The 23,976-nt window shown below is 41.6% G+C and carries 26 protein-coding genes; 16 read left to right on the forward strand and 10 right to left on the reverse strand.

The annotated features are described in order from the left end of the window. Nucleotides 1-66: 66 nt before the first annotated feature. The 4 genes from ACLFKQ_RS08105 to ACLFKQ_RS08120 form a co-directional block, all read right to left on the reverse strand. Complete coding sequence (locus ACLFKQ_RS08105) at nucleotides 67-270, reverse strand: DUF2933 domain-containing protein (protein ID WP_448999290.1); 204 nt, start codon at nucleotides 268-270, stop codon at nucleotides 67-69. Nucleotides 271-622: 352 nt separating this feature from the next. Beyond that, nucleotides 623-913 (reverse strand): four-helix bundle copper-binding protein, encoded by a 291-nt coding sequence (locus tag ACLFKQ_RS08110; RefSeq protein WP_448999483.1) that lies wholly within the window; start codon nucleotides 911-913, stop codon nucleotides 623-625. Nucleotides 914-1,458: 545 nt separating this feature from the next. Beyond that, entirely contained in the window at nucleotides 1,459-2,913 is a 1,455-nt protein-coding gene (locus ACLFKQ_RS08115) for a multicopper oxidase family protein (RefSeq protein ID WP_448999291.1), read from the reverse strand. Between the two features lie 46 nt (nucleotides 2,914-2,959). Then, nucleotides 2,960-3,352: a DNA-binding protein gene (locus ACLFKQ_RS08120; RefSeq protein ID WP_448999292.1), complete on the reverse strand. Its 393-nt coding sequence runs from the start codon at nucleotides 3,350-3,352 to the stop codon at nucleotides 2,960-2,962. A gap of 73 nt (nucleotides 3,353-3,425) precedes the next feature. Here ACLFKQ_RS08120 and ACLFKQ_RS08125 point away from each other — a divergent pair, with 73 nt between their 5' ends. Continuing rightward, nucleotides 3,426-3,869, forward strand: coding sequence for a hypothetical protein (locus ACLFKQ_RS08125; protein WP_448999293.1), 444 nt, complete (start codon nucleotides 3,426-3,428; stop codon nucleotides 3,867-3,869). 70 nt (nucleotides 3,870-3,939) lie between these two features. Further along, nucleotides 3,940-4,164, forward strand: a complete 225-nt coding sequence (locus ACLFKQ_RS08130) for a hypothetical protein (protein WP_448999294.1) — start codon at nucleotides 3,940-3,942, stop codon at nucleotides 4,162-4,164. Between the two features lie 108 nt (nucleotides 4,165-4,272). Here ACLFKQ_RS08130 and ACLFKQ_RS08135 read toward each other — a convergent pair whose 3' ends face one another. Together ACLFKQ_RS08135 and ACLFKQ_RS08140 are read right to left on the reverse strand one after the other, a co-directional pair. Then, nucleotides 4,273-5,016: an SDR family NAD(P)-dependent oxidoreductase gene (locus tag ACLFKQ_RS08135; protein WP_448999295.1), complete on the reverse strand. Its 744-nt coding sequence runs from the start codon at nucleotides 5,014-5,016 to the stop codon at nucleotides 4,273-4,275. A gap of 137 nt (nucleotides 5,017-5,153) precedes the next feature. Continuing rightward, entirely contained in the window at nucleotides 5,154-5,432 is a 279-nt protein-coding gene (locus tag ACLFKQ_RS08140) for an HNH endonuclease (RefSeq protein WP_448999296.1), read from the reverse strand. A 40-nt stretch (nucleotides 5,433-5,472) separates the two neighbouring features. On the opposite strand from ACLFKQ_RS08140, the gene ACLFKQ_RS08145 reads away from it, so the two are divergent. Then, a complete protein-coding gene (locus ACLFKQ_RS08145) occupies nucleotides 5,473-6,027 on the forward strand; it encodes a hypothetical protein (RefSeq protein ID WP_448999297.1) in 555 nt (184 codons plus the stop codon). A gap of 133 nt (nucleotides 6,028-6,160) precedes the next feature. On the opposite strand, the gene ACLFKQ_RS08150 is transcribed toward ACLFKQ_RS08145, so the two are convergent. Beyond that, nucleotides 6,161-6,322 (reverse strand): hypothetical protein, encoded by a 162-nt coding sequence (locus ACLFKQ_RS08150; protein ID WP_448999298.1) that lies wholly within the window; start codon nucleotides 6,320-6,322, stop codon nucleotides 6,161-6,163. Between the two features lie 51 nt (nucleotides 6,323-6,373). After that, nucleotides 6,374-6,532 carry a hypothetical protein gene (locus ACLFKQ_RS08155; RefSeq protein ID WP_448999299.1) on the reverse strand — a complete coding sequence of 53 codons (159 nt, stop codon included), beginning with the start codon at nucleotides 6,530-6,532 and terminating at the stop codon, nucleotides 6,374-6,376. Nucleotides 6,533-6,665: 133 nt separating this feature from the next. Here ACLFKQ_RS08155 and ACLFKQ_RS08160 point away from each other — a divergent pair, with 133 nt between their 5' ends. The 8 genes from ACLFKQ_RS08160 (at nucleotide 6,666) to ACLFKQ_RS08195 (ending at nucleotide 15,748) form a co-directional block, all read left to right on the forward strand. After that, nucleotides 6,666-6,965 carry a transposase gene (locus tag ACLFKQ_RS08160; RefSeq protein ID WP_448999300.1) on the forward strand — a complete coding sequence of 100 codons (300 nt, stop codon included), beginning with the start codon at nucleotides 6,666-6,668 and terminating at the stop codon, nucleotides 6,963-6,965. Between the two features lie 531 nt (nucleotides 6,966-7,496). Next, nucleotides 7,497-8,666 carry a glycosyltransferase family 2 protein gene (locus ACLFKQ_RS08165; protein ID WP_448999301.1) on the forward strand — a complete coding sequence of 390 codons (1,170 nt, stop codon included), beginning with the start codon at nucleotides 7,497-7,499 and terminating at the stop codon, nucleotides 8,664-8,666. A gap of 51 nt (nucleotides 8,667-8,717) precedes the next feature. Next, entirely contained in the window at nucleotides 8,718-9,659 is a 942-nt protein-coding gene (locus ACLFKQ_RS08170; protein ID WP_448999302.1) for a glycosyltransferase, read from the forward strand. 112 nt (nucleotides 9,660-9,771) lie between these two features. Then, on the forward strand, nucleotides 9,772-10,389 hold the full coding sequence (locus ACLFKQ_RS08175) for a class I SAM-dependent methyltransferase (RefSeq protein ID WP_448999303.1): 618 nt from the start codon (nucleotides 9,772-9,774) through the stop codon (nucleotides 10,387-10,389). 137 nt (nucleotides 10,390-10,526) lie between these two features. After that, a complete protein-coding gene (locus tag ACLFKQ_RS08180; protein WP_448999304.1) occupies nucleotides 10,527-11,483 on the forward strand; it encodes a sulfotransferase family protein in 957 nt (318 codons plus the stop codon). A gap of 183 nt (nucleotides 11,484-11,666) precedes the next feature. Then, nucleotides 11,667-12,668, forward strand: coding sequence for a lysylphosphatidylglycerol synthase transmembrane domain-containing protein (locus ACLFKQ_RS08185; protein ID WP_448999305.1), 1,002 nt, complete (start codon nucleotides 11,667-11,669; stop codon nucleotides 12,666-12,668). A gap of 37 nt (nucleotides 12,669-12,705) precedes the next feature. Then, nucleotides 12,706-14,244 (forward strand): hypothetical protein, encoded by a 1,539-nt coding sequence (locus tag ACLFKQ_RS08190; protein ID WP_448999306.1) that lies wholly within the window; start codon nucleotides 12,706-12,708, stop codon nucleotides 14,242-14,244. 1 nt (nucleotide 14,245) lies between these two features. Further along, the gene (locus tag ACLFKQ_RS08195) at nucleotides 14,246-15,748 is read left to right on the forward strand and encodes a hypothetical protein (RefSeq protein ID WP_448999307.1); all 1,503 of its coding nucleotides are present in this window, start codon (nucleotides 14,246-14,248) and stop codon (nucleotides 15,746-15,748) included. Between the two features lie 177 nt (nucleotides 15,749-15,925). Here ACLFKQ_RS08195 and ACLFKQ_RS08200 read toward each other — a convergent pair whose 3' ends face one another. Beyond that, complete coding sequence (locus ACLFKQ_RS08200; protein ID WP_448999308.1) at nucleotides 15,926-16,987, reverse strand: Mrp/NBP35 family ATP-binding protein; 1,062 nt, start codon at nucleotides 16,985-16,987, stop codon at nucleotides 15,926-15,928. A 148-nt stretch (nucleotides 16,988-17,135) separates the two neighbouring features. Here ACLFKQ_RS08200 and ACLFKQ_RS08205 point away from each other — a divergent pair, with 148 nt between their 5' ends. Then, entirely contained in the window at nucleotides 17,136-17,549 is a 414-nt protein-coding gene (locus ACLFKQ_RS08205; protein WP_448999484.1) for a secondary thiamine-phosphate synthase enzyme YjbQ, read from the forward strand. Nucleotides 17,550-17,735: 186 nt separating this feature from the next. Next, nucleotides 17,736-18,464: a Bax inhibitor-1/YccA family protein gene (locus tag ACLFKQ_RS08210; RefSeq protein WP_448999309.1), complete on the forward strand. Its 729-nt coding sequence runs from the start codon at nucleotides 17,736-17,738 to the stop codon at nucleotides 18,462-18,464. Between the two features lie 427 nt (nucleotides 18,465-18,891). Here the strand turns inward: ACLFKQ_RS08210 and ACLFKQ_RS08215 are convergent, their stop codons facing one another. Beyond that, on the reverse strand, nucleotides 18,892-19,053 hold the full coding sequence (locus tag ACLFKQ_RS08215; protein WP_448999485.1) for a type II toxin-antitoxin system VapB family antitoxin: 162 nt from the start codon (nucleotides 19,051-19,053) through the stop codon (nucleotides 18,892-18,894). Between the two features lie 562 nt (nucleotides 19,054-19,615). Here ACLFKQ_RS08215 and bchL point away from each other — a divergent pair. The 3 genes from bchL to ACLFKQ_RS08230 all read left to right on the forward strand — a co-directional run bounded on the left by bchL (nucleotide 19,616) and on the right by ACLFKQ_RS08230 (nucleotide 23,885). After that, nucleotides 19,616-20,488, forward strand: a complete 873-nt coding sequence (gene bchL / locus ACLFKQ_RS08220) for a ferredoxin:protochlorophyllide reductase (ATP-dependent) iron-sulfur ATP-binding protein (protein WP_448999310.1) — start codon at nucleotides 19,616-19,618, stop codon at nucleotides 20,486-20,488. Nucleotides 20,489-20,748: 260 nt separating this feature from the next. Then, nucleotides 20,749-22,152: a ferredoxin:protochlorophyllide reductase (ATP-dependent) subunit N gene (locus ACLFKQ_RS08225; protein WP_448999311.1), complete on the forward strand. Its 1,404-nt coding sequence runs from the start codon at nucleotides 20,749-20,751 to the stop codon at nucleotides 22,150-22,152. A gap of 260 nt (nucleotides 22,153-22,412) precedes the next feature. Beyond that, nucleotides 22,413-23,885, forward strand: coding sequence for a leucyl aminopeptidase (locus ACLFKQ_RS08230; protein WP_448999312.1), 1,473 nt, complete (start codon nucleotides 22,413-22,415; stop codon nucleotides 23,883-23,885). Nucleotides 23,886-23,976 lie beyond the last annotated feature (91 nt).

The following is a 23,976-nucleotide window of genomic DNA, read 5'->3' on the forward strand; positions in this document are numbered from 1 at the left end:
TCGTGCTTGAAGCTAAAACGTCTGGAAAGGTAATAGCTGCTAGCTTTCATAAAAAATTGTTAATTGCTAATCTACTCTAGAGTTGTGTTTATAGCTGCCGTGCATGAACGAGTGCATTAATGGACAAAGTAGTAAAAACAACCAAGGTGAGACAGTAACTAAATGCGACCAATACATGGTAACGAGCCAAAAAGTGCCAATCCCAAGTGAGACTAATAAAACAATTGTGTAGGGCGATTGCCAACGCCGAGTAATTCTGTTGCGTACCATATATTTTTCCTCATCATATATTGTGGTTATTTGCGATCGAGAAAAAATTCAATTTATTAAATTCTAAAATTTAGCTTAAACTCTATAGTTAACTTGAGACTCAAGTATTTATTTACAAATGTTTACTCGTCGCGATCGAATTAAGGTCGAAAAATACTAGCAATTACTCCATAAGCTATTTCATATAATAGCAGCATGGTGAGAAATCATCGAGCGTAAGAATTACTGATTGCCTACTCCTGTCATAAGTAGATTTCATAGCGAGAAAGATTTATTAGTAGTGATAAATAAAAGTGCGTAGCGGAAAGTAAAAAGCTAAGTTTTGCCAACTTTTTAGCCTCCGCTCGATCTTTTAGGCAGCTATAGCAGCAATTTTGTTATATTCTTCTACTGCATCGCGACAAGCTTGAGCGCACTTCTGGCAATGATTTATATCGTGAGAACTGCATTCATCGGCAAAAGCCTGACAAATTTCTGCACAAGCTTTAGTTAAGTTAGGAATGAAGCGAGAACCACGCACCATATATGTAGAAATGGTACGGCAAATTTCCGCACAGTCTAGACAGGTACGAGCGCATTTCAGCATATCGGGATTACCCATACAGGCTTCGGCACAATGTTCGCATTCCACTGCACATTTCATTGCGACATCAAAACTAGATTGATATTTTTCATGAACCTGGCTGCCTGACACAAGTGCCTCAAAAGCTTACACTCTATAGAATTTGCTTTTTTCTCTAAAAAGACATTTTCTAAGAAAGCGATCGCTTGAAAGCGTTGATTTATTGTACTGGAAAAATTCAATTATCACGAAAAATATGAGTTTGACATAGATGTGTCAGGCAGTCAGTTCATGAACTAATAACATCAGGTATTTCCTATTATTTTTCTGCAATGTTCAGATAATAGGTAAATGTGGCAATTGATTCGTCTATCAACCGTAATAAATAATATTTCTATCTATAGTTATGGTCTAATTTCATACCTATTTAATAATTGTTTGTTAATAAAAAACACCTTAACAGGATATCTGAAAAGTCTTAATGATTACCTTCGAGCAAATTTACTCGAACGAAATTACTAGGATTATAATCCGATCTTCTAGGTATAGAATTAGATCTCAAGGTGACAAAATTTACTTTTCAGACCACCTCTAAAACTCGTATATTTTTAGTTATTAAATGTCTATCAAACATTGATCATCAAATTACCCATCATGCCTAAATCCTCGTGATCTAAAATATGACAATGATAAACTGTCTTACCAGGAAAATCTCTAAAACGAACTCGACAGCGTAGCGTTTCTCCTGCCCGAACTAAGACCGTATCTTTCCAAGCTCGAAAGGGTTCGGCTTGTCCATTGCGACTTATTACTTGAAAGGGATTGGTGTGCAAGTGGAAGGTATGATCCATTACGCCTGTATTGGTAATTTCCCAATCTTCTACTGTATTAAGAGATACCTGAGTATCTAACCGTTGACGGTCGAACGCTTTGCCGTTAATTAAGAAGACCATACCCATGCCAGGAGCCATGCTGTGGTTGAGAATGAAGCGACGCACTCTTTGAGGTTCGGGCAGTGTGTCTACAGGAAGGAGTTTTTGGGGTAAGGGAAGAGTTTCCACCTGTCCCCTATAAGTTAAAGTTGCTAGATTCCTGGTGCTTTCCCAGTCCGAACGAGCCATCATTCCCGGACCCATACCTCGACCCATCATGCCACCACCCATCATTCCCATGCCCCCACGGTTGTAGGGCAGAGCTAGCAATCTATATTGCTTTGGTACTCGCTCTCCGCGAACTAATACCTCAGCCCGTTCTCCTGGAGTCAACAGCAACTCCCTGAGTTCGACTGGTTCAGAAAGAGAAATTCCGTCCGTAGCGATCAGATAGAGGGGGGGATCTTCTAAAGCTAAACGATAAAAACGGGAAGTAGAAGCATTGACCAGACGCAGGCGCAGCAATCCCCCCTGGGAAATTGACAAGGTAGGATTGACCTGACCGTTTGTCGTAATCAGCGGTCCTTCTCGTCCTATCATTTGTGCCACGTGCCGGGGCGGCGATATTCGTCCATCAGTATCGAGGTCAAAATCTTTGAGAAATAAAAATACCTCCTGGGCTGCTTGAATCTCAGGAATTGCATCGAGTTGTCCTCGAATGACGAAAGTTCCTCCTAAACCTGCAAAGACTTGCTCGGCTACTAATCCATGCAGGTGGGGATGATAGTAAAAAGTACCTCCAGGATGATTGTCGGGAATGGTGAATTCGTAGGTGAAGGTTTCGCCACTGGGGATGTTTAGAAAGATGTTATCGGCATTGCCAGTTGGCGGTACGTGCAGTCCATGGTAATGAATATTGGTCGGTTGGGGTAAATTGTTAATCAAGCGAATGCGGACGCTATCCCCTGGTCTGGCTTCAAGCTGGGGACCAGGAATCTGATTGTTGTAACTGTATAAGTACCCTTGTTGTCCTGCTAGGTTAACTGCCCCGTAACTAGCATCGAGGGTAAGAGCTAAAACTCCGTTCTTACTGGTGTATTGGTTCGGCTCAGGGGATGACGATTGACCAGCTACACGAGATGCCAGAAACACGGCACTAGCACTACTGACCCCAAGGATTAAAAATTGTCTGCGGTTCAAGCGTCCCATATCGAACTTACCAACTTAACTATCAGCTTTCCTAGCTCCCTTTGACTTACCAGCAACAAGAACCCCAGTCTCCTTGTCGATTCCAATTGCGATTTCCACTCCAAGTGGGAATGCCGTTATTGTTTCTCAGTTCTAGCACTTTGTCTCCCTGCCGTACTTCGGCTGCCATGATGACGGGATTGCCTGCCCAATTGACTTGAGAACCTTTTACCTCAATTTCATCACCTGAGTTGACTTGGAAGCCTCGCTCGTCGAGATACCATGCAGGTCCGAGATGTACGGGTACGGTTTGGTCTTCAGTTTTGACTAACAGCTGCATTCCTTGACCCATACCACTCATGGGCGTGAAGCTGTTCGTACTGACTACCGTTCCACGGATTGTCTCAACCGTACTAGGGTCGTACATACCGCCGTACTGACTATCATGTGTGATTCCCAATGAGCCAAATAACTGACAGTTCGCAACAATTATTTAAGTATGGTAGTCAACCACCAATGACTAATTACCATCTATGATGTCTATCACTCATGCAGTGATTGGCTTTGCCAGTATGCGAAGCGTAATCGCCGCAGCAGGAATATCTTTAATCTTAGGAACCACCGAACCATTACCGTTGGATTTGCCATTATCGGTTCGTAGCTTCCCGACTTGGACACTACCACTTCAACCATTGGAAAAATTTTCTTTTTTGGCAACGGCAGCGATCGCCCTCCTGTGTTTGGGAATTTATCTCGCCAACGTTGGGGGCATAACTCAGAAAGTCTCACAGAATCTGGGCTTGAGAGACGGCATCATCAGAGTATACAATGAGAATGCTAGTACCAACAAAGTCTATGCGAATATTAAGGGTTTCTGGTCGAGCGATAGAACTATTACCGATGGGAAGCATTTAGTCATTGGGAATGAAGGCAGTGAGTTTATGGAGAGGAGATTTATAAGACTGGAAAACAGATAATTACTAGTAAAATCACTACAGACAGTGGGGAAACTACTACTAATTTAATGATGAGGATGCCGTAGAACCATTGCTAGAACTACGTGATGCTTATCCCGATGCTGATATAAATGGAGAACTGGCGGCAGATTTCCCCGAAGATGTCAAGATACCAATTGAACCTAACCAAATGACTACAGCTAAGTTGACTGGTAGTACGATTGATTTTGATTATTGTCGGTTGGAACGGGCGATCGCGTTGTTGAGGAAACAGTGTGCAGTAGGCACAGTAGAAGTAAGGATAGTTAATAGCTAGTTTGTCGAGTTTGCAGAGGTTAGCATAGTGCAGACTGTGCAGGGGAATCGATTAACCCGAGCGGCCGCACCACGGCATCTAATAGGTCTGCATCCAGTGGACTAACATCTATGCGCCCCAACCGCCATCGGTTCGTAGGGTCGCTCCAGTAATGTTGCTGGCTTCTGGTGAAGCCACAAACGCTACCAAGGCTGCCACATCTTCGGGTTTGCCGTAGCGACCGAGAGCTATCATATACTTTTGGTAGTCAGCCTGTTCCCCATCAGCGGGGTTCGAATCGGTATCAATTGGACCAGGTTCTACACAGTTAACGGTGATGTTCTGCGGATCCAAATCTCTTGCCCAGCCCCGTGTCAGTCCAGCTATGGTAAACTTAGTGGCACAGTAGATGGAAAGTCCTGGCATGGGCACCGCTTCGCCTAACGAGCTGCCAATATTGATGATCCGTCCGCCCGACTCCATGCGTCGAGCCGCTTCCCGACTGGCGACGAACACCCCGCGCACGTTGAGGTTAAATTGCTTGTCAAAGGCTTCGTCGGTAATCTCGGCTAGGATACCAGGGACGGCGGTACCTGCATTGTTTACCAGAATTGAGACCTTGCCCAAACTTTTTTCGGCTTCGTCGAACAAGTTGATCACCTGGGCTGGGTCACTCATGTCGGCTTTGATAGCGATCACCTTGCCGCCATCGGTCCGAATCTGCTCCACCAGATGATTGGCTGCATCGGCACTGCTGGCGTAGTTCACTACCACATGAGCACCGTGGGCTGCTAGCTTTTGGCAAATCGCCGCTCCGATGCCACGGGAGCCACCGGTAACGAGGGCAACTTTGTTAGATAACGGTTGGTTCATGAAGAGTAACTAAGATAGAAAACAAAAACATTATAGAGGTTGAGTTAAACTAAGCCGAAGGGTCACCCCTCCGACTCGTCTGCAAAACTGGACGTGAAACTTTCACTTCATCCAGCTTCTCAACAATCTGATGCTTGTCATGCATGCATACCTCGATGAACTTGGTCATGGCAATGTTGGTGAAGTAGAGCCAAGTTATTTCTTCTATGATTTTGATGATTACCATCCAAATGGTGGACTTCCAGAAGATTACTTGAGTCAAAATAAAGTCCGCAATAAGAGCATTTACCTCCTTGTGACTTCAATAATCGGGCGATATGATTGGGTAGTTCAGGATGTTTGCCTATTCTTTTGGCCCAATAACTCCAATCACCATCAAACGGACTGCGGTCGCTTTGAACTTTGATATGTCGCACGATGGGAGTTTGTGAGTGAGTGAGTGGCTAATTTCAGCAGTTGGTTGCCCAAGAGAGCTGCGAAAACCCAACCCCCACCACTGTTAACCAGCCAGTATCGGCTTGCTATCCATCTACCGCTTTTATACTGATAACTGATCGCTGGTCACTGATAACTGAATTGCCCTGTCTCAACAGTAGCGATCGCTGTGTAGAGCAGCTTACCAATAGAGTGATCGCCAACTCAAATAAACTCCAGCAGACAGCAGAAAGAATCGCTCTCATCGAACAGAGACTTGAAGTTACAGAAGAGAGAATCGACTACACCAGCAAAAAGAAGTGGACTAACTACATCACCACGAATCCCGTAGACATCATTCAAAATCTCTTTGGTGGCGGTGGTATGCAGCGAGATAATCTGGCGATCGCCAATCTAGATATCAGAACCGCAGACTTATTGGCAGCTAAAGCGGAACTAGAAAGGCAGCAGGAAGAAGAGAAGGGAAAAATTGAAGATAAAGTGCTACACCTGCTCTTAAATTATGAAGCTGCTCAACGCAAACATGAGTTACTAACTTCTCAACTAGAGATTTTAGAGCAGCAAAGAGAAGTATAGCCCTTCTCAAAATGGTGAGATACAGTAACAGGAATCAGCGAACCAATTACAAATGTCTTTCAAAGATACTTGAGCACAAGCTTCAGCCTCAGTTGGATGTAGAGTTTTGTCTTGGCGAGCATTCCCTTGCGTCTTACGCCGACGCGGGGTCTCGCCGCTTTTTAACGGTTAATTGCAATTTTTGAGTCATTCTTCCCATCGTGGCACGAGAAACATTAATGCCTAACTTCTCATCTAGCATTTGGCATAACTCGTCTAAGGTTGCATCATTGTTTTGTTCAATCAACTCCGCCAAAACTACTAAATTGTCAGAACTTAATTTGAGTTTGACTCCTCCATTGAAAGGTTAGGGGGCTATTTCTCCTGTAGTTCGATATTGTTTGAGTAATTTAAAAATAAAACTTAAAGCGACATCAAACCTTTTAGCTAATTGACGCTGAGAAATTTCCTCTTGGTTGTAGACATCAATAATTTTCTGTCTGAAATCGAGTGAATACGCTTTCATTCCAAATTTCCTATTAAAATTTTAATAAGTGTATCTCACTTATTTGAGAACCGCTATAGCCCTCTTATGTCAAACTCCGAGAATTAGTATTAACATAAATAAAACTATAAGATTATTCGCTGTTGCTTGTTTAATGGAAGATGTGGAAGAATTATCCCAGCTAGAACTAATCTGGGTCGATGGTGGTTATACAGGGAAAAACTTGGCTCGCGTAGTCAAGAAGCTATGCAACGCCGAAGTTGAAGTCATCAAGCGCAGTGATGATTCCTCTGGATTTCAAATCTTGCCTCGGCGATGGGTTGTTGAGAGAACATTTAGCTGGTTGGTTAGTTCTCGTCGTTTAGGTTTAGACTACGAACTCTCGCCAGAAGTTAGTGAGGCTCTTATCTATACTGCAATGATACGACTTATGTTACGTCGATTAAGTGCTTAATTTTTACTTTTAAAACAACTCAAATAATGATTGAGGCGGTAAACCAATGAGTTTGAAAAAAGCGATTGCTTTCTAACTAAGCCACAGCGCGTCCACATTCAAATAATAGTTTTCAACTAGGAGCTAGACGAATTTACCAAACCCTTCTCTTTACCCCAAATTTCTTGAAAACTGCAGTTTTTGAGCTTTGGCGGGTTTAGCTCATGCTACTAGTATCGATTAACTTGTCTCAGCCTCAAGGGTTAAGTTGGGAAGCGAGTTTATTTTTCAGTGGCAATAATTTCGACCAACCCGAGCCCAAAAAAAATTTCTTACGTTCACCAAACTTTTACTCCTTTAGATTATCTTTTGTCTAACAGTAAAAAATAAGAGATCGTTATAATTCGGTCGAAGTTTTTTCTGCTAGCTGCGATCGACACCATATTACTTTGTTGGCTTAGATTACTAACCAACTAAATAGGTAAAAAGCGGCAAAATCTACAGTATTTTATTGGCTAATCCTCTATCTATCGGGAAAACAAATCATAAGTGATGCTAAGTAATATAACCAAAGCAGAAATACCTTCTAGAACTAAAACTACCCTCGAAGTTTCTATTGTCATGCCTTGTTTGAACGAAGCCGAAACTTTAGCTATCTGTATTAAAAAGGCGAAATATTATCTCAACGAGAACAATATTTATGGAGAGGTGATCGTTGCCGATAATGGTAGTCAGGATGGCTCGCAAGACATTGCTAGAAGTCTGGGTGCGAGAGTTGTGAACGTACCGACTAAAGGATATGGTAGTGCCCTTCTAGGGGGAATTGCGGCAGCTCGTGGCGAATATATTATTATGGGTGATGCCGACGACAGTTATGATTTTAGTAACTTGGCTCCCTTTGTCAAAAAGCTGCGCGACGGTTACGACTTGGTGATGGGAAATCGTTTTAAAGGCGGAATCAAACCAGGAGCAATGCCCAAGCTACACCGCTACTTAGGTAATCCAGTCTTAACGGGAATTGGCAGACTCTTATTTGCTAGCCCCTGCGGTGATTTTCACTGCGGACTACGGGGTTTTAGAAAAGATGCGATCGCTTCTCTTCAGTTGCAAACCAGGGGTATGGAATTTGCTAGCGAAATGATCGTTAAGGCAACTCTGAACAAGATGCGAATTACAGAGGTTCCTACTACTCTATCTCCCGATGGTCGCAGTCGTCCTCCCCACCTCAATACTTGGCGCGATGGCTGGCGACACCTGCGTTTTCTATTAATGTATAGTCCTCGTTGGCTGTTTTTCTATCCCGGGGTCTTTTTGATTTTGGCAGGATTGCTAACTACTCTGTGGTTGTTGCCCAGTCCTAAGGTGCATACTCTACTTTATTCTTCGACGGCAATGACTATTGGATTTCAAATCGTAATTTTTGCCCTGTTTACGAAAGTATTTGGGATGAGTGAGGGATTGCTCCCAGAAGACCGCCGCTTTCTAAGATTACTAAATCGTGTCAATTTAGAATCGGGTTTAATTACTGGTTGTGTATTAGTTTTGATTGGGATTGCAGCATCGATTTATGCCTTTGGAATTTGGGGATTAAATTCTTTTGGCTCTCTCGATCCGACTCAAACTATGCCAATTGTCATTCCTGCCGTTACTTGTTTAGCTCTGGGTTGTCAAGTAATATTTTCTAGTTTCTTTTTAAGTATTTTGAGTTTGAAACGCAAGTAATTGGAAACGCGGTGTAAACTTTAGTTGGGTTTGGCGCAAAGACGTAGAGCAATGAATAAACCTTGGTTATCGATTGTTATTCCTACTTATAACGGCGAGAAGTATTTAGCAGCAGCTTTGGATTCTGTAGTTGCTCAAGGAGACGACAAGCTAGAGTGTGTAATTGTCGATGATGGTTCTACAGATGATACTTTTTCAATCGTTGAGGCTTATCGGGATAAGTTGAATCTAAAGTTAGTCAAGCGATCGCGCGTAGGTAATTGGGTGACCAATACTAACTATGCTTTGTCGGTAGCTAGTGGTGAGTACGCCTGTTTTCTCCATCAGGACGATATCTGGCTGCCCAATCGTTTAAAAACCCTAAAAAAAGCGATCGTCCTTTTTCCTCAAGCCGATCTTTATTTACATTCGGCTCTCTTTATCAATAATACTGGAGATCGCCTGGGTGTTTGGCAGTGTCCTTTACCTTCGTTACAGTTAATCGACTCCAAAACGATGGTAGCCAAACTTCTGGTACAGAACTTTATTGCTATTCCCGCGCCAACTTTTAAACGCCAACTGGCACTAGATTTGGGAGGCATGGATGAAACTCTTTGGTATACCGCGGATTGGGATTTTTGGCTCAAACTCGCATCGGCAGGTCATACAGTCTATTCCTCCGAGCCTTTGGCAGCGTTTCGTGTCCATGGTGACTCTCAAACTATTCGTCGCAGTTCTAGCATCGAAGACTTTCGCCAGCAATTACGAATGGTAGTGAACAAATACCTCGATTGTGCTGGAGACAATTCGGCTGGGTTGGAAAAGGTAGCTTGGTTTTCTACTGAAGTTAATACCACCCTGGCGGCACTAGTTCACGGTAAGTCGGCTAATGTATGGCAGTTATTTTCTGATTTTGCCTTTCTAGGTCCTTGGGGTTGGTATCGTTATTGGCAAGATTCACGAATACAAGAGCGAGTTTCGGCAAGGCTGAAAGCGAAATTGCAAAATATTTAGTTGAGAGTTAAAGTCAGTGAGACTTGAGAATGCTAACTTTTCAAGTGGTGTGTGAGAAAATGATGTTTCATGAGAAGTAACTGTTGCTGGTAACGGTGACTAGGAGGTTATATTGATACCTAACGGTAATTTCGAGGTTTCTGATACCCAAGATGGAGAGTACACAAATCTTCTGGTAGAAAAACAAATAGCTGGGTGGAAACGTTTATTTGACGTTCAAGCACCCTATCGTTGGAATCTTCGACGATTAAAACCAGGTTTAACTCTTGACATTGGCTGTGGAATAGGAAGAAATTTAATCAACTTGAAAGGCAAAGCGATAGGAATCGACCATAATTCAAATTCAGTGGAAATTGCGCGCAACTTGGGGCTTACAGCTTTTACTCCTGAAGAGTTTCAAAATTCACCTTTCAATACTTCTCAACGATTTGACTCTTTGCTCTTGTCACATGTAGCCGAGCATATGAATCAAGATGAAGCGGTAGAGCTACTAAACAAATATACAACCTTTTTAAAACCTAAAGGAAAACTGATTCTTATGACTCCTCAAGAAGCCGGATACAAAACGGATCCGACCCACATCGAATTTATGGATTTTCTAAAGTTACGTAATATTGCAAGTCAACTTAGATTTAAAGTATTGCAAGAATATTCATTTCCTTTTCCGAGAGTTATCGGTCATTTTTTTATTTACAATGAATTTATTTCAGTGAGCCACAAGCCTATATGACCTTGAAAAATAAGGGATAGTACTGATATTTGCAGTAGCAGTATTATCCTTAATAGTTTGATTTAAAAAAATAATTTACAAATAAATTTTACCAGATTATCTGGGACTTATTTTTAATAGTAATACTTAATAATTAAATGAAAAAGCCTAATTTTTTTATTGTCGGGCAACCAAAATCAGGTACCACAGCACTGCATCAATTTTTGGGACAGCATCCCCAAATTTTTATGTCTAGTATCAAAGAACCGCATTTTTTTTGTAAAGATTTCCATCGGGAAAGCGATCGCTACTACGGAAAACAACGTTTTTTCGATTTTAGAACCGAAGCTGAATATCTAAAATTATTCGATCGAGTTGATACAGAAATCATTGCGGGAGAATCTTCGACTAATTATCTATATTCTCAGGTGGCAGCCCGAAAAATATCTCAGTTTAATCCCGAAGCTAAGATTATTATTCTGTTAAGAGAACCGGCTAAGTTTCTCTATTCTCTGCACAGTCACTTTGTTAAATTTACTGAAGAAAACGAAGCGGATTTTCAACGAGCTTTGTCATTAGAATCGCTAAGAAGAAAGGGGGAATTTATGAGTCCTCGAGTTACCAGTCCTTGTTATTTATATTATTCCGATCGCGTTAAATATTACGAACAGATAAAACGCTATTACAATCTCTTCGAGCAATCGCAAATAAAAGTAGTGTTGTTTGAAGATTTTCGCGCTAATAATCAGCAGGTTTATCGAGAAATTTTAGATTTTCTAGGGGTGGATAATACTTTTGTTCCCCAATACGAAGCCGTTAATGTTAACAAAGAAGTCCGCTTTCAGACATTGAATAATTTGGTTAACAATCCCGTTCTTAAAAATATTTCTAAGACTCTAATTTCTCAAGAATTTAATGAATTTATTAGAGATAAGATCGTAGAGCGATTTCTATGGCACCAAAGCCCGAAAGAAGTAATGCCAGCGGAGATTAAAACCAAGCTGATGGAATGTTATCACTCTGAAGTCGTCCGAGTAGCCGAACTAATTGGTGTTGATTTAGAAGCTAAGTGGGGATACACACGACTATCAAGCGATCGCCAGGCTATATGCTAGACTTGGTAATTCTCGATTGCCTGAGATACACTTTGGTTGAATTTGGTAAAAGGCAAAAAATATATAAACCTTTATCCTTTTACCATTTCTAGTTACTAGTGCCTAGAGACCTCTTTACAGATTCATCCTTATGGTCGATAAAAATCACTATCAAAAATTTCCTATAAACTCTTACACTTAAATATGCTAACAAAAAAAAATCTGGTATACAGTCTGTTATCCCTGGGTTTGGGGATTTTTCTCATCTGGTTAATCATCTACTTTACCGATGTCGATCTAGAAGAAGTGATTGCCAGTTTCTATAATTTAAATCCTTGGTATACTTCCTTGGCAATTTTGACGTTGTTAATTCATACTTGGTTCACTGCTTACAAGTGGAATTTGGTAACTCATCAATTAACGCCCGATCGCCGACAGTCTTTTCGTTTTTATCTGTTTTATACTACTTTAGGCTCTTTAACCATGCAGTTTATGCCTCAGTATATTGGCATGGTTGCGGTGCAAAACCTGGCTTTAAGAGTACATAAAGTCAGCTCTTTGTCTAAAGGTTTCTTGACAGTAATTTACGATCAGTTTTTTAATTTTTTAATTCCTCTACTAATATTTCCCGCTTCCATCTTATTCGTTCTCGGACATATATCTTTGGCGATTGCGGTTTTTGTCACTACAACAATAATAATCGCTACTCATTTTATTATTAAAAAATGGTATAAGCCTTTAATGGCTGGTTTAATTAAAACCTATATTTATTTGAAAAAATTAAGAACAAAAAGCAAGTCTACTCAACCCAATCTAGTCTTTAAAACCTCTGATATTTTAGACCGCAAGTTCACTATCAATCAATATTGGCTTTCGGTAATTCGTTATGTTTTCTGGATAATTAGAGGACTAATTATCGTCTTTGCAGGAGGATTGACAATTAACTTATGGGCAGTAGTTTTCGTTACCCCAATCGTTCAGCTAGCAATGCTACTTAGTTTTACCCCTGCTAATTTGGGATTGATGGAGTTGAGCTGGGTTGGTTTACTAGCATTATTTCAGGTTTCTAATACCCAGGCGATCGAATTTGCCCTGTTGCAAAGATTTCTCTATGTAGTAGCTACCACGTTAGCTTTAGGAGGCTTTGTATTTATTTGGTCGATCGAGCGTATATTTCGTCTGAAAACTAGTAACAGAAAACTTTAATTTACTCGTTACTTAATTGATTAAACTATTTGATTAAATGCTTCACGCCGCAACAGAATTGTCAAGGGAACATTCTCAGAAACAAAAGCTAGGAATAGAAATAATCTTACAGGCGATCGCCCTGATTGTCTTGACTTCTATATTTCTTAAAGCAATTATCGATGTCGATATAAGTTACGATCCTTGGTGGTATCATTTGCCCTTTGCTGCCAGAATTTGGGGGATTGTGCCGACAGAATTGTTTTTAGGAGATAATAGATGGTTCGAGCCGCGTTTTGATGGTTTTCCTCTGTTAGCGCATTTCTTACAGGGCTTTTTTTGGTGGATTAGCGGCAGAGTGCAAACGGCAAACTTAGTCTGTTTCTCGAGTTTGATTATTTACTTGGTCTTTCTAAAAACCTATTTTAAAGTTCCTCTCTATCTATCGACGATCGCTCTACTGGCTATTCCTCTAGTTTTAACCCATGCTACTACCTGCTTTATCGATCTACCAGGTAATATTGGGGTGTCGATTTTGGTAATGATGACTTATGTCATTTATCGACAAAAGCAACTGCCGAGTAAACAGGATTTATCGATCTTAGTTATAGCCGCAGCCGCGGCAGCCAATATCAAAACTCAGTTGCAACCTTTAGTTTTTGTAATTCTCTGTGTCGTGGCTGTAAGACTAATTTGGCTCTACTGGCGGCACAAAACTACTATCAAACAGCTATTTAAAATTGTTCCAGTAACCATACTGGCATCGCTATTAATCTTTGCTACACCAGTCAAAAATACGGTTGTTTATGGCAACCCTCTCTATCCAATCAAACTAGAGGTAGCAGGTATCGTTCTCAACCACGAATTAGTACCAGAAGCATATGAACAGGGCAACAGGAGACAGAAATGGCTGTATTCTATCTTAGAAATTAAATCTGCTCCCTGGTCAGCAGATATGGGAGATTTAAATTCCGAACTCAATCGTATGGGTGGTTTTTTCGGTGCGTATGTGATTTTTAATTTATTATTGCTGTTTGGTTTGGCTGCACGAGAAACTTTATCTAAAAGCGATCGCACTTCGGAGGCTAGAATTGCCCTAGTAACTGTAATTTTAATTTCGCTCATACCTGCCAATTTTCCCCAATCTCACGAGTTGAGATATTTTATGTTCTGGATGATTTGCTTGGTATCTTTGAACTTGTATCTCATCTCTCGTCAGCAAAAAATTTACTGGCGATGGTTGCAGCCAAAATATATAGGATTGATTTATGTCATTTTCCTCACGATTGTTTTAACTAAGATAGGTGGTTTCTACGCCATACCGAGATTCAATAGTTTAGAGGAACATATTGCTAGAGGTGTCAAACCAGAATTTTTGAGCCAAATTGGAGCAAACCAACGAGTATGTCTAGTTACCAAACACTTAGCCAAACCTCAAAAAGCTTCCGTTGTCGCTATCCAGTACGCTTTCCTGTACAGTTCCCGCTTTCACCCCGAATTAGATTATTCCTATTCTGTTAAGTCGGCATTCTATCCCGAAAACTGTGGCGATCGGCAAATTATTCCTCAAAATTATTTGAATACTGAAAATAATTAAAATGTCATCAATGGCAACCAAAAAGAATCACAAAACCAAACGACTGGGATTGAAGACTGTTTTACAGGTCATTGCTGGGGCAGTCGCCATCTCAGTCTTTCTTAAGGCAATCATCGACGTTGATTATGCTTTCGATACCTGGGGTTATCATCTTCCCTTTGCTGCCAGAATATGGCAAATAGTTCCTGCCGAACAATACATCAATATGGAGGGGCGGTTTAATGGTTTTCCTCTGTTTGCCGAGTTTTTGCAGGGTTTTTTCTGGTGGGTTACAGGACACGTTGGGGCAGCTAACCTAGTTGGTTGGTTGAGTATTGCAGTCTTCGTTTATTTTCTGAAAGCTTATTTTCAAGTGCCTTGGTTTCTCTCTACCATAGCATTACTAGCAATTCCTCTAGTGCAAACTCACGCCACCAGTGCTTATGTGGACTTACCGGGAAATATTGCTCTGGCGATAACAATTATGATGGCTTATGTGGTCTATAAAGAGCGGGAGTTTCCCGATACTAAAAGTTTAGTTATTATCGTATTGAGTGCCGCCGCAGCATCTAATACTAAGCCACAACTACAGCCTTTAGTATTTGTAGTCTTATTTTTTATTGCTGTCAGAATTATCTGGTTTCGTTGGCGAGATCGCAAAAGGCAGAATCTTGGTAAATGGTTAGTCAAAGCTGGTGCGATCGCTTTGTTGTCTAGCTTACTAATTTTTGTCACGCCGATAAAAAATATTGCTCTTTATGGTAATCCTTTTTATCCTGTAAGAATTGAAATTGCGGGACGGGTACTCAATCACACACTACCTCTGTATGATGCTTCTCCCGGCTATTTAGCAGATGCACCGCGAGCGCAACGATGGGTTTATTCGATATTAGATATCAAAGCTGCACCCTGGTCGATCGATCAGTACAGTCAAGATGTCGATCGCAATCGTATGGGCGGTTTTTTTGGTGTCTACGTAGTATTTCACCTACTGTTATTTGGCTATTTGTTGATTTTTCATCGCGATCGCCAAACTACTATTGGGGCTGCGGTATTACTAGTCATGTCGATAGTAGCGGCTAACTTTCCCCAATCTCACGAATTGAGATATTTTATGTATTGGATGCTTTGTTTGGTAGGGATTAATTTGTATTTAGTCAGCCGTATCGAAAATTCGTCTCGGAGTGCCAAATTAGTCAATCCCAAAACTATTGGCTTAGTGTCTTTATTTGCTCTGGCGATCGTGGTGGTTAAAACCAATTTTACCTTTATCAAACCAGAATTTTTCACCCTAACTAAATTTATCGACGGGTTTAAAGAACATCCCGAATATCGCCAAACTCTAGCGGCGATCGAACCCAACGATAAAGTCTGTTTGGTAGGTCAGTATCCCTATACTTTTACTTATCAGAGTCTGTTTCATCCCGAAATCGACTACACTTATTCCATCGAAGCAGAAGGTTCTCCCGAACACTGTATGAGCGACCGCAAAATTATCGCACCGGACCTGAGTTTTTTAGAATGATCGAATTTATCGCGATATAAATGCGATCGCCTCTTGGTTAAACGACAATAGAAGGTGGAGGGCAGAGTCTAGAAGTTTACTAATTTAAAAACGACTTATCCTATACTCACCGCGACTCTACCCCTTCAAAAGCTGCCGTACTAACCCACAGCGTTAGGGTCAGGATACATGTATTGCCTACACAAAAGCTGCAATTGATACTTTGGCGGCAATCTGTTCGGCAACAGCAGTGAGAGCCTTAGCCGAAGCAGATTCTGGCTCGGCGATAACTATGGGAATCCCTCTGTCACCGCCCTCTCTTAAAGTAATTTCTAGCGGTACGCAACCGAGTAGGGGCACTGCTAATTCTTGAGCAGTTTTTTCGCCTCCTCCCGAACCAAATAAGTCATAACTTTTATCTGGCATATCGGGAGGAATAAAATAGCTCATGTTCTCCACAATACCCAAGACATTAACTCCCAACTGCTGGAACATTTTTAATCCACGACGAGCATCTAATAAAGATACTGTCTGGGGAGTAGTAACGATTACTGCCCCTGCCATCGGTACTGCTTGGGTCATGGTAAGCTGTGCGTCTCCTGTACCAGGAGGCATATCGACAATCAAGTAATCTAGTTCGCCCCATTCTACCTGATAGAGAAACTGGCGAATGATTCCATTTAACATCGGTCCGCGCCAAATTACGGGCTGGTCGGGGTCGATCAAAAAGGCCATCGACACTAGCTTGACTCCGTAGTTAAAGGCAGGTTCTAGTACTTCGCCGTTACTACCTTGGCTGACGGTAATCTGTGCCGTGGATAGTCCCAACATATTGGGGGCATTAGGACCGTAAATATCGGCATCTAACAAACCGACTCTTGCACCTGTGTTGGCTAGAGCTACTGCCACATTAACCGCTACCGAACTTTTTCCTACTCCTCCTTTGCCACTAGAAATAGCGATAATATTTTTGACTCCCTCTACAGAGGTACGGTCTGGTAAAGACTTTTGCTGTGGCGTTTCGGCTGTTACCTCTACCTCTACCATTTCTACTCCCGGTAGCTGTTTGACAGCTCGTTGACAGTCCTCAACGATAAATTCTCTTAGGGGACAAGCAGGTGTAGTTAAAACTAAGGTAAAGCTAACCTTATCGCCTTCTACTTTAACGTTGCGAATCATGTTTAACTCTACCAAACTTTTTTGGAGTTCGGGATCTTGTACGGGACGTAAAACTTCTAAAATTGAGTTGGTATCGAGCATTTTATTTAAACTAAGTATTCTTTTTACTGCTGGCGATTGGCGACCGCTAAAATGACATTAAGTATTTTTATCTATCTTTATTATTAGGGTAAAAGAATATTAGTGACTTTAACAATTAATAATTGCGATCGCAGGAGGTGTAATTACGATTTTTCAGGAACAAATAACCATTAAAACTCAACCCAACGGCGATATGCACGATCTTACGACTTCGGTAAATCAGATCGTCAAACAATCGGGCATCAAGACGGGAATTGCCCACGTATTCAATCTGGGCAGCACGGGAGCAATTGGCGCGATCGAATTCGAACCAGGTTTGCAGCAAGATTTACCCGCCATGCTAAATAAGCTAATGCCTCCCAGTCGTGAATACGGACACGAACAAACTTGGCACGACAGCAACGGGCATTCTCATTTACAGGCTACTACTTTAGGACCTTCTCTGAGCGTTCCCGTATCGCAGGGCAGGTTGAAGCTAGGTACTTGGCAGCAAATTTTTCATCTCGAATGCGATATCAAACCCAGACAGCGGCAAATTATGGTTACGATTTATGGCGAATAATTTGTAGCAGTTCCGGGAGAGATTGAGAAGAGAAAGCTTGTAGAAGCGTTTCACGGAAAGCTTATATGGTTAAGTATCTTTGGACAAATACGGTAATCACCATAAAGCTTAAAACTATTGGTTGAGTTACGATTGATACTAAACAACGAAGTTTAAATTACTAACTTAGATTTTGATATAAAGCTCATGAGTAATACTAGTAATTTTAGAAAAGCAATTAGAGAAACTCAGGGACAAGCGATTATTGGTCCTGACGTTATCTCCAACGCCTTGCCATATTTAGGTGGCGGCTTAATTTTAACTGCTTTGGGTACCTATGGTGGTTTAGGCGTACTCGGTTCTCGCCCAGAAATATTTATGCCCACTTTTTGGGTAGCTTTAATCGCTGAGTTCGCTTTGTTTTTTGTGGCACGTGGTATTGCAGAAAAGGGTAACAATAGCACCGCACTACCTTTACTAGCTCTGTATAGTCTGCTCTCAGGTTATACTCTCAGCGGTATCGTAGCTTTAGCGCTTAGCACTTCTGGAGTTGGAATTCAAGGTGTCGGTATTGCAGCTTTAGGCTGTGGTGTTACGTTTATTGCAGGGCGTAACATCGGCTCGAATCTTTCCGACGAAGATGGTATGGCGTTAGCGCAAACCGTCCGTCTGGGAATTATTGCCCTACTCGTCGTATTGGTGGGACAGTTACTATTTGCCGTATTCGGCGTATTCACTCCTAGCTGGCTAGAGGTCGCCATTTCAGGTATTGGAGTGGCACTGTTCGCAGGTTCGGCAGTTGTAGATTTCTATATCTTACCCCGCACCTATAAAGACGAACAATATTTACCAGCAGCACTTTCGATGTATCTAACTTACATCAACCTCTTCGTATTTATTCTGCGTTTGCTGATTGCAATTAATGGTCGTGACTGAGCTATAAGTAATGATAAATAAATAATTTATCAGTCCGTTTCTGTTTAATCAGAAACGGATTTTTTTGCATAATTATCCAGAAATGTGAGTAAAGAGAGGACTTGGAAGGTTAAACAGAATTCCCTTATGAATTGTCGACGGCGATCGTTTCTAAACTGATTAAAGCGTTTGGACCAGTCGGCAGGATTCCAATCAGCGACAACATTGTGGTTAACTGTCTTGACACTGCTATTTCTATAGCTTATCTCCCGATCGCCTTTTTCAGCGAATAACCTTCCCAGTCATGTCAATAAACGGCTTGGTAGCCTAAAATTTCTTCTTCACTAGGTTGGTCAATTAATTATAGGTAAAGCTCGATAACTTCTAGCGATCGCCAGTGATTCTTTTGGCAAAGGTATAGCCCCGCAGTTTGTTTGCATTTTTCTCTCTATAATCTCTCTGAGAGGGCTTTAATTACCGTTTCTGTAATTGTTTTCTCAGTTAATTGGCTTAGTTCTCTGGCTAATCGATCTGCCTGTTCGTTTTTAATATTGATTGATATTTCAACAATAAAGAATTTTTTAATGTTGAAATTGACAGCAACCTTTATTTAACACTACTAGCCTCCTTGTTTACAAATCTAGACATTCTCTGGCTCACAGCTAAAAATTAACGCTTCTTTACTAAAAATTCTGCTGTGACTGGAAATAGGAAAATTTACTCAGCGACAAGTAGCCAATAGCTGTAGTTTATCGATATTTATCCGCTTTTCACTCAACTATCACTACGCTCGTATATCCCTCAGAGTATAGCTTTTAGCTGGCTAGTATTTGTAGTTGTTGAAGCACCGAGTTACAGGGACTGCGACAAATAGTCATGGCAATGATTATTTTTGCTTTTTGTTTTTATTTAATGAAATTGAAACTATAAAAATCAACTTAAGTCTATAAATCCGCTCCAAAACAGACTAGTAAGAACCAGAGCCGACAAAATACTTTTTTGTTTTATTAACTCTGTTTTAGAAATAATTTCATTCTAGAACTACCTTTATTTTCGAGAAGAGTTAATTGATAATGCAGACATGAAAGCTTTGGCGAGGTAAAACCTGACAAGAGCGATCGCTATTTATATAAATAAATATCCCTATTAAGAACTTCAGGAGAACAACTCAAATGAGTCAGATTAGATTAGCAGTTTATGGCAAAGGCGGTATTGGCAAATCTACGACTAGCTGTAATATTTCCGCAGCCTTGGCAAAAAGAGGTAAAAAAGTCTTACAAATTGGTTGCGATCCTAAACACGACAGTACCTTTACTCTTACGGGATTTTTAATTCCCACTATCATCGATACTCTACAAGAAAAAGACTTTCACTACGAAGACATCTGGCCCGAAGATGTAATTTATGAAGGATACGGCGGTGTGCACTGCGTAGAGGCTGGCGGTCCTCCTGCTGGTGCTGGTTGTGGCGGCTATGTCGTCGGAGAAACAGTAAAACTACTTAAAGAATTAAACGCTTTCGACGAATACGATGTGATTCTCTTCGACGTACTCGGTGATGTAGTTTGTGGTGGTTTTGCCGCACCCCTCAACTATGCCGACTACTGCATGATCGTTACCGATAATGGTTTTGACGCTTTGTTTGCCGCCAACCGTATTGCAGCTTCAGTTAGAGAAAAAGCCCGTACTCACTCCTTACGTCTGGCTGGATTGATTGGCAACCGTACTTCTAAAAGAGATTTAATCGATAAATATGTTTCTCACGTACCGATGCCAGTCTTAGAGATCCTGCCTTTAATTGAAGACATTCGCATTTCTCGCGTTAAGGGTAAAACACTCTTTGAGATGGCTGATGGGGATCCTGCACTAGAATTTGTCTGCAACTACTATCTCAACATCGCCGATCAAATATTGGCACAGCCAGAAGGCGTAGTTCCTAGCGAAGCCCAAGACAGAGAGCTTTTCTCTTTGCTGTCTGACTACTATCTCAATCCTCCAGTTGAGAAACAAACAGAAGAAGACGAACTAGATCTAATGATGGTTTAGTTACGCTCCCCAAGTTTGATTCTTGCCCCCCTAGTCCCCAAGTTTGAGGGAAGTACTAAAAGTCTCAAAAGCTCTAAGCTATTTACCTGAGAGAACACATCAAAGTATCCCAGAATTGGGGGATTTAGGAGCTGGATAAAGTAAGTAAAAGCTTTTTTAAAGTTTGCCATCGCTTCTGGCAAGCATAAAGCAGAATTAGCTAAAAAACAAACAAAAACTAATTTAGAAAATCTCGACCGATTTAGAGAGGAAATAAAAACATGACCGCTACACAACAACCTAGTGCGTTGAACTTCGACTGCGAAACTGGTAATTATCATACCTTTTGTCCAATTAGCTGCGTGGCATGGCTTTATCAAAAAATTGAAGATAGTTTCTTTTTAGTAATTGGCACCAAAACCTGCGGTTACTTCCTGCAGAATGCGATGGGAGTAATGATTTTCGCCGAACCTCGCTACGCCATGGCAGAATTAGAAGAAGGTGATATTTCCGCCCAACTCAAGGACTACGAAGAATTAAAAAGACTCTGTTTGCAAATTAAGCGCGATCGCAACCCTAGCGTAATCGTCTGGATTGGTACTTGTACTACCGAAATCATCAAGATGGACTTGGAAGGATTAGCACCCAAATTAGAAGCCGAGATTGGTATTCCCATCGTAACCGCTCGCGCTAACGGTTTGGACTACGCCTTTACTCAGGGAGAAGACACCGTACTTGCTGCCATGGCGCACAAGTGCCCTAAAGAAGCCCCCCAAGCCGAAGCCGAAAAAGAAGAACGCAATGCCATTTCTAAGTTACTCAACTTTGGTAAGAAGAAAGAAGAAAGCAATCGCGAAGAACCAGAATACAAAGACCATCCACCTCTAGTATTATTCGGTTCTTTACCCGATCCGGTTGTTACCAACCTTACTTTGGAACTAAAAAAACAGGGTGTTAAAGTCTCTGGTTGGCTACCTTCCAAGCGCTATACTGAATTACCAGTAATTGAAGAAGGCTACTATGTAGCTGGCGTTAACCCGTTCCTCAGCCGTACCGCTACTACCTTAATGCGTCGCCGCAAAACTAAACTCATTGGCGCACCTTTCCCCATTGGTCCTGATGGTACTCGTGCTTGGATCGAGAAAATTTGTTCTGTCTTTGGCATCGAACCCCAAGGCTTGCAAGAAAGAGAAGCTAAAATTTGGCAAAATCTAGAAGACTATATCCAGCTAATTCGGGGTAAGTCAGTTTTCTTTATGGGAGATAACTTACTAGAAATTTCCCTAGCCCGTTTTCTAATCCGTTGCGGCATGACTTGCCAGGAAATTGGTATTCCTTACATGGATAAGCGTTATCAAAAAGCAGAACTCGATCTTCTAGAAAAAACTTGTCAGGATATGGGCGTACCCGTTCCTACCATTGTCGAAAAACCCGACAACTACAACCAACTCCAACGCATCAAGGAACAAAAGCCAGACCTCGTAATCACCGGTATGGCACACGCCAACCCCTTAGAAGCCAGAGGCATCAATACTAAGTGGTCGGTAGAATTCACCTTCGCCCAGATACACGGCTTTACCAATGCGCGGGATATTTTAGAGTTAGCCACTCGACCGATGCGTCGCAATCAAAATCTAAAAGAATTGGGTTGGGAGAAGTTAGTCAAAGAAGAAGCTAAAGTCTAGAAAATCATCTAAATACCCAGAATCTAGGTCTGAACCGGGGTGAGCGAAATTTACCGTGGAAAAATTATTTTTTGCGTTGTTTAAGTAATTTAAGTAAGAAGTATAAACTCATTACTTCTTTCTTTTTTATTCCCACACCTTTTTCGTTCACCCTCTTAATCAGAACCCATTCTCTTTACTTCTGTTTTTCTTGTCTAAATCCACCCAACATAGTAGTTAAACTTAACTATAGTTACTTTACGAGATAAAGACGAGAAAGGATGCAGATTAAAGCAACCGAGACATCATTACTAGATTGGACTGGCGATCTCCTCGCCATAGGATTTTTTGAAGGAGAAACCAAATTAACAGGAGATTTGGCACAACTGGATGAGAAATTAGCCGGTACCCTTAAAGAATTAATTGCTGACGAAGAATTTGAAGGTAAAACAGGAAGTACGGCAATCAGTCGTGTTGGCGGTAAAAACCTCGTACGCAAAATTGCCTTAATAGGATTGGGCAAATCAGAAGACCTCAAATTAGACACCTGGCGCAGTGCCACAGCCGCGATCGCCCGTTTGGCAGCAAAAGAGAAAACTCTCGGTATTAGTCTGCCTGTCGGCTCGGAAACTGCCGATAAGATCGCCCAGGCAATGGCGGAAGCAATTGTCTTGGCACTGCATCAAGATAATCGGTTTAAGTCAGAACCAGAAGACAAACAAACCAAATTAGAAACCGTAGACCTAATCGGTTTGAACGGTCGAGATGCGGCAATTGCTAGGGGGGAAACTATCGCCTCTGGGGTAATTTTAGCCAGAGAATTGGTCAACGCTCCTGCAAATGCCATTGACCCCGTAACCATGGCAGAAACCGCCCAGAAGCTCGCTGAAGAATGTGGTTTGGGGATTGAAATTTTAGACAGAGATGCCTGCGAACAATTCGAGCAAGGCATGGGAGCTTATTTAGGTGTTGCTAAAGCTTCTGATTTACCACCAAAGTTTATTCACCTTACTTATAAACCAGAAGGAACTGCCAAACGCAAAATTGCCATTGTCGGTAAAAGCGTTACCTTTGACTCTGGCGGTTTGAATCTTAAAGTTAGCGGCAGCGGTATCGAAACTATGAAAATGGATATGGGAGGAGGTGCAGCTACTCTCGGTGCGGCTAAAGCGATCGCCAAGCTCAAGCCAGATGTGGAAGTTCACTTTATCTGTGCGGCAACCGAAAATATGATTAGCGGTCACGGAATGCACCCGGGAGACATACTCAAAGCCTCCAACGGTAAAACTATCGAAGTCAATAATACTGATGCCGAAGGTCGATTGACACTTGCCGATGCTTTGGTTTTTGCCGAAAAATTAGAAGTCGATGCGATCGTCGATTTGGCTACTCTTACTGGTGCTTGTATCGTCGCTCTGGGTAACAATATAGCTGGTTTGTGGAGTAGTGATGAATCTCTGGCTGAAGAGATCCAAACTGCTGCTGAATCAGCAGGAGAAAAATTCTGGCAGTTGCCCTTAGAAGAGAAATACTTTGAAGGCTTAAAGTCAGAGATTGCCGATATGAAAAATACTGGACCTCGTGCTGGGGGTTCCATTACTGCAGCTTTATTTCTCAAGCAATTTGTCAAAGATACGCCTTGGGCGCATCTAGACATTGCAGGTCCGGTTTGGGCAGAAAAGCCCCAAGGCATCGATAACAAAGGCGGAACTGGCTTTCCTGTAAGAACTTTGGTCAACTGGGTTACTAGCTAGATTTGGGTTGGATAACTATAGATTTAGATTAGTAACCGAAATCATCTTGTAATTTGAATAAATAGATAGGGGAAAAATCAGATTTTTTCCC

The sequence above is a fragment of the Myxosarcina sp. GI1(2024) genome, from assembly GCF_053543375.1.

Excerpts from the sequence above, each read along its gene's own strand:
- ACLFKQ_RS08105 (WP_448999290.1), bottom strand. The coding sequence starts at position 270 with ATGGTACGCAACAGAATTACTCGGCGTTGGCAATCGCCCTACACAATT.
- ACLFKQ_RS08110 (WP_448999483.1), bottom strand. The coding sequence starts at position 913 with ATGAAATGTGCAGTGGAATGCGAACATTGTGCCGAAGCCTGTATGGGT.
- ACLFKQ_RS08115 (WP_448999291.1), bottom strand. The coding sequence starts at position 2,913 with ATGGGACGCTTGAACCGCAGACAATTTTTAATCCTTGGGGTCAGTAGT.
- ACLFKQ_RS08125 (WP_448999293.1), top strand. The coding sequence starts at position 3,426 with ATGATGTCTATCACTCATGCAGTGATTGGCTTTGCCAGTATGCGAAGC.
- ACLFKQ_RS08135 (WP_448999295.1), bottom strand. The coding sequence starts at position 5,016 with ATGAACCAACCGTTATCTAACAAAGTTGCCCTCGTTACCGGTGGCTCC.
- ACLFKQ_RS08155 (WP_448999299.1), bottom strand. The coding sequence starts at position 6,532 with ATGAAAGCGTATTCACTCGATTTCAGACAGAAAATTATTGATGTCTAC.
- ACLFKQ_RS08160 (WP_448999300.1), top strand. The coding sequence starts at position 6,666 with ATGGAAGATGTGGAAGAATTATCCCAGCTAGAACTAATCTGGGTCGAT.
- ACLFKQ_RS08165 (WP_448999301.1), top strand. The coding sequence starts at position 7,497 with ATGCTAAGTAATATAACCAAAGCAGAAATACCTTCTAGAACTAAAACT.
- ACLFKQ_RS08170 (WP_448999302.1), top strand. The coding sequence starts at position 8,718 with ATGAATAAACCTTGGTTATCGATTGTTATTCCTACTTATAACGGCGAG.
- ACLFKQ_RS08180 (WP_448999304.1), top strand. The coding sequence starts at position 10,527 with ATGAAAAAGCCTAATTTTTTTATTGTCGGGCAACCAAAATCAGGTACC.
- ACLFKQ_RS08185 (WP_448999305.1), top strand. The coding sequence starts at position 11,667 with ATGCTAACAAAAAAAAATCTGGTATACAGTCTGTTATCCCTGGGTTTG.
- ACLFKQ_RS08190 (WP_448999306.1), top strand. The coding sequence starts at position 12,706 with ATGCTTCACGCCGCAACAGAATTGTCAAGGGAACATTCTCAGAAACAA.
- ACLFKQ_RS08195 (WP_448999307.1), top strand. The coding sequence starts at position 14,246 with ATGTCATCAATGGCAACCAAAAAGAATCACAAAACCAAACGACTGGGA.
- ACLFKQ_RS08200 (WP_448999308.1), bottom strand. The coding sequence starts at position 16,987 with ATGCTCGATACCAACTCAATTTTAGAAGTTTTACGTCCCGTACAAGAT.
- ACLFKQ_RS08210 (WP_448999309.1), top strand. The coding sequence starts at position 17,736 with ATGAGTAATACTAGTAATTTTAGAAAAGCAATTAGAGAAACTCAGGGA.
- bchL (WP_448999310.1), top strand. The coding sequence starts at position 19,616 with ATGAGTCAGATTAGATTAGCAGTTTATGGCAAAGGCGGTATTGGCAAA.
- ACLFKQ_RS08225 (WP_448999311.1), top strand. The coding sequence starts at position 20,749 with ATGACCGCTACACAACAACCTAGTGCGTTGAACTTCGACTGCGAAACT.
- ACLFKQ_RS08230 (WP_448999312.1), top strand. The coding sequence starts at position 22,413 with ATGCAGATTAAAGCAACCGAGACATCATTACTAGATTGGACTGGCGAT.